Annotated in this window: 5 protein-coding genes; all 5 read right to left on the bottom strand. The window is 71.7% G+C overall.

What is annotated here, in order from left to right; all coding sequences use genetic code 11:
* The coding region (locus A612_RS04535; RefSeq protein WP_019373359.1) for a bactofilin family protein at positions 1–588 on the bottom strand (588 nt) is incomplete at its 3' end.
* A 156-nt stretch (positions 589–744) separates the two neighbouring features.
* The gene (locus A612_RS04530) at positions 745–1,236 is read right to left on the bottom strand and encodes a thioesterase family protein (protein WP_019373358.1); all 492 of its coding nucleotides are present in this window, start codon (positions 1,234–1,236) and stop codon (positions 745–747) included.
* The gene (locus A612_RS04525) at positions 1,230–2,033 is read right to left on the bottom strand and encodes an enoyl-CoA hydratase (protein ID WP_019373357.1); all 804 of its coding nucleotides are present in this window, start codon (positions 2,031–2,033) and stop codon (positions 1,230–1,232) included. The genes A612_RS04530 and A612_RS04525 overlap by 7 nt, the downstream gene beginning before the upstream one ends.
* A gap of 7 nt (positions 2,034–2,040) precedes the next feature.
* Positions 2,041–2,898, bottom strand: a complete 858-nt coding sequence (locus tag A612_RS04520; protein WP_019373356.1) for an acyl-CoA thioesterase — start codon at positions 2,896–2,898, stop codon at positions 2,041–2,043.
* 37 nt (positions 2,899–2,935) lie between these two features.
* A partial coding sequence (locus A612_RS04515) for a hypothetical protein (protein WP_019373355.1) occupies positions 2,936–3,423 on the bottom strand: 488 nt, incomplete at its 5' end.

Here is a 3,423-nt window from a genome sequence, read left to right as displayed (position 1 = left end):
GGCCTCGGCGGCGCCCTGCGGCGCGCGTGCGGGGCCACTACCGGAGCCGCTGCCGGTCCCGACGGAGATTTCGCCCGTGAGCTGCCCGCCCTCCTCGATCACCACCTTGCCGTAGCGGATCTTGCCGCTGACCCGGCCCGAGCCGAAGATGACCAGCTTCTCGCGCACCGTCAGCTGGCCGTCGAACTGGCCGTGGATCTCGGCGATGTCGATCTCGGCGCAGCCCTTGAAGGCGCCCTGTTCGGCGATGTGGATCACGCGCGAGTCCATGGTCGCCTCCACCGTGCCTTCCACCACCAGGGTGTCGCAGTCGGTGATCTCCACGCCCTTGAGCTTGATGTTCGGGCCGACGGTCAGCTTGCTGCCGCCGGAGGGCGTGGTGGACTCGGCCGGCGCGGCAGCGGCCGCTGCGGGTGCGGCCGGCTCGCTGTGGCGCGCGGCCAGGCTGCCGGCGCCCCCGCCGAGCACGGACGAGGCGGATTGGCGCGCCGCGGGGCCGTCACCGGAGCGCAGGGAAGAAGGGGTAGCGGGGTGATTGGTCGGGGCGCTGCTGTCGCGCCGGCCAAAGAAAGGGTTTTGCACGGCCATCGGTACTCCTGAAACAACAGCGCCGATGCTAGGCGCCGCCCCGCGGCAAGGGTTATGCAGGCGGCAAGAGGAGTAACCAAAGCGCTCGGTCGTTGCATGCGCTTGCAGCCTTTGCAGCGGCACACAGGGGCCGGGCGCGCGGGCCCAGGCGCGGTTTCACGAGACGATATAGGCGGCTGCCCCGGTGGCCAGCAACTCGCCTTCGGGACCCAGGAATTCCATGCGTGTGTTCGCCACGCGTGACCCCAGGCGCAGCACCTGCCCGTGCAGCACGAAATGGCTGCCGATGGCCGGGCGCAGGTAGTCCACGCGCAGGTCGATGGTGCCCAGGCGCGCAAAGCGCTGCAGCCGCGCCAGCGGCGCATCCTGCATGTGCTTGGCGCCGATGGCGGCCATGGCGGCCAGTCCGCCCATGGCGTCCAGCCCGGCGCTGATGACGCCGCCATGCAAGCGGTTGTAGGCGAAATGCCCCACCAGCTCGGGCCGCATGTCGATGCGCGCCGCCACCCGCTCGGGCAGCACCTCGGTGACGTTCAGGCCCAGCACGCGGTTGAAGGCCACGCGCTGCTCGAAAATCTCCTTGAGCCCCGCAATGAACTCCGGCTCGAAGGCCAGCGGCGCGGCCTGCGCGGCCTGCGGCTTCAGCATCGGCTGAAATCCGGGTGGCGCTTCTCCAGGAAGGCGCTGAAGGCTTCGCGCGCGGCCGGGCCGGCCATCAGGCGGGCGAAGCTCGCGCCCTCCTCGCGCATGCGCTCGCGTACCTGGGCCGCCTGGCCGGCCTTCATCAGACGCTTGGTCTCGATCAGCGCACTCAAGGGCTTGGCGGCCAGCTTCTTCGCCTGGGTCTGCGCCAGCAGGTTGCACTCGGCCGGCGGCACCACGCGGTTGACCAGCCCGACCTCCAGCGCCGCCTCGGCCAGGAAGGGCTCACCCAGCAGCAGCGCCTCGGCCGCGCGGTGGTAGCCCAGCATCTGCGGCAGCAGCAAGCTGGAGGCCGCCTCCGGGCACAGGCCCAGGTTCACGAAGGGCAGCGAGAAGGCCGCGTTGTCGCCGGCGTAGACCAGGTCGCAGTGCAGCAGCATGGTGGTGCCGATGCCCACGGCCGGGCCGCACACCGCCGCCACCAGCGGCTTGGGAAACGCCGCCAGCGCGCGCAGGAAGCGCCACACGGGCCGCTCCTCCTCGTCCTGGGCGGCGCCCTGGGCGGACTGCTTGAGGAAGTCGGCGATGTCGTTGCCGGCGCTGAAGATCGCCATGTCGCCCTGGAAGACCACGCAGCGCACGCCGGCGTCGGCCTCGGCCGCTTCCAGCGCATCGGCCATGGCGGCGTACATGGCCTCGGTGATGGAATTTTTCTTGTCCACCCGGTTGAAGGTGATGGTCGTCACACCTTCCTCGGTGTGGACCAGGATGTCCTGGGCGGGGCGGTCCGTGCGCGTGTTCATGGTGCGGTCATTCCTTGTAGTAGACGATCTGGTGGGTGGTGGCCAGCAGCGTGCCGGCCTCGTTCCACAGCTGGCCGGTCTGGTCGAAGAAGCCGTTGTGGAAGGCCTGCGCGCGCGCCTGCCCCAGGAGCGGTGCATCGCCGGTGCGCGCCAACAATTCGGCGCCGGCGTGGAAGTACACGGTCATGGAGACGGTGCCTGCGGGCACGCGCAGCGCGCGGCGGCGCCAGATGCGCGGGTAGAACACGTCGGCCAGCGCCGCCAGGGAGGGAAAGTCCAGCGGCCGTGCCGGCGCGTCGCGCACCCACAGCTGCGTGGTGCTGTCGTGCTCGCTGCCGTCCCATTGCGCCGGCAGCATGCCGGCCACCGGGCGCATCTCGTAGCGCTGGAGCCACTGCACCGGAAAGACCGGCGGCACCGGCGCACATTCGGCCCAGCCGGGTACCTCGGGCATGGGCAGGTCGGCGCCGCTCCAGGTCTCGCGCCGCTGGGCGGTGAGCACGGTGGCGGTGGTCGCCACCTGCGGCGCGCCGCCGTCCGCGCCGGCCTGCAGCACGCTGATGGTCCAGTGCTGGGTGGAGCGGGTGGTGCGCACGGGCGTGGCCTCGACGGTGAAGGCGCCCTCGGCGAGCGCGGCGGCGTAGTTCACCGTCAGCGCCACCGGCTCGCCCAGCAGGTCCGGGTGGCGCATTACCGCCTCCAGCACGAGGGCGGCGGTCAGGCCGCCATAGGGGCCGACCATGTTCCAGTAGGCCTGGGTGATCCGGCCCTGGTAGCGGCCGGGCCCCGTGCCCTCGAGGGCCAGCGCCTGGTCCAGGGGATGGAGGGCGGCCGTGGGTGTGGAGGAAGTCTGCATGTCGGTCATGGGGTGCGAGTGTGCCCGCAGTGCGGACGGGGTGGCGTCATGCCGGCGACGCGGCGCTGGCCTGCGCCTCGGCGAACTGCGCCAGCTGCTGCGCCGCGCGCGGCCAGAGCGTGTCGGCAAAGCCCTCGCGAAAGAAGCCGAAGTGGCCGATGCGCCGGGCGCCCACGTCCTGCGGGGCGATGCGCTCGATCGCGCGCGGCGCGTTGGCGTACAGCGCGAGCAGCGCCTCGGTGCCCGCCAGGGTCATCATCTCGTCGTCCACCATGCTCCAGGCATGGACAGGGAAGCGCACCTCGGCGTAGCTGCGCTCGGCCGCCGGTCCCTCGGCGCCGACGCTGTAGCGCGGGTGCAGGCACCAGCGGCGCCACTGCAGCGCCACCTCGCGCGGCAGATCGCCGACGGCGCGCAGCCGTCGCCCCGGAAAATAGCCGCACAGGCGCACCGATGCCGGCACCAGCACGTGCCAGAAGAACGGCATCAGCCGGCGCAGGCGCGGCGCGTTCTGGCGCCAGTAGCCGCTGCCGG

It is taken from the genome of Melaminivora alkalimesophila (assembly GCF_000282995.1).
GTDB lineage: Bacteria > Pseudomonadota > Gammaproteobacteria > Burkholderiales > Burkholderiaceae_C > Melaminivora > Melaminivora alkalimesophila.
This window is presented reverse-complemented; position numbering and strand designations above follow the sequence as displayed.

Excerpts from the sequence above, each read along its gene's own strand:
- A612_RS04530 (WP_019373358.1), bottom strand. The coding sequence starts at position 1,236 with ATGCTGAAGCCGCAGGCCGCGCAGGCCGCGCCGCTGGCCTTCGAGCCG.
- A612_RS04525 (WP_019373357.1), bottom strand. The coding sequence starts at position 2,033 with ATGAACACGCGCACGGACCGCCCCGCCCAGGACATCCTGGTCCACACC.
- A612_RS04520 (WP_019373356.1), bottom strand. The coding sequence starts at position 2,898 with ATGACCGACATGCAGACTTCCTCCACACCCACGGCCGCCCTCCATCCC.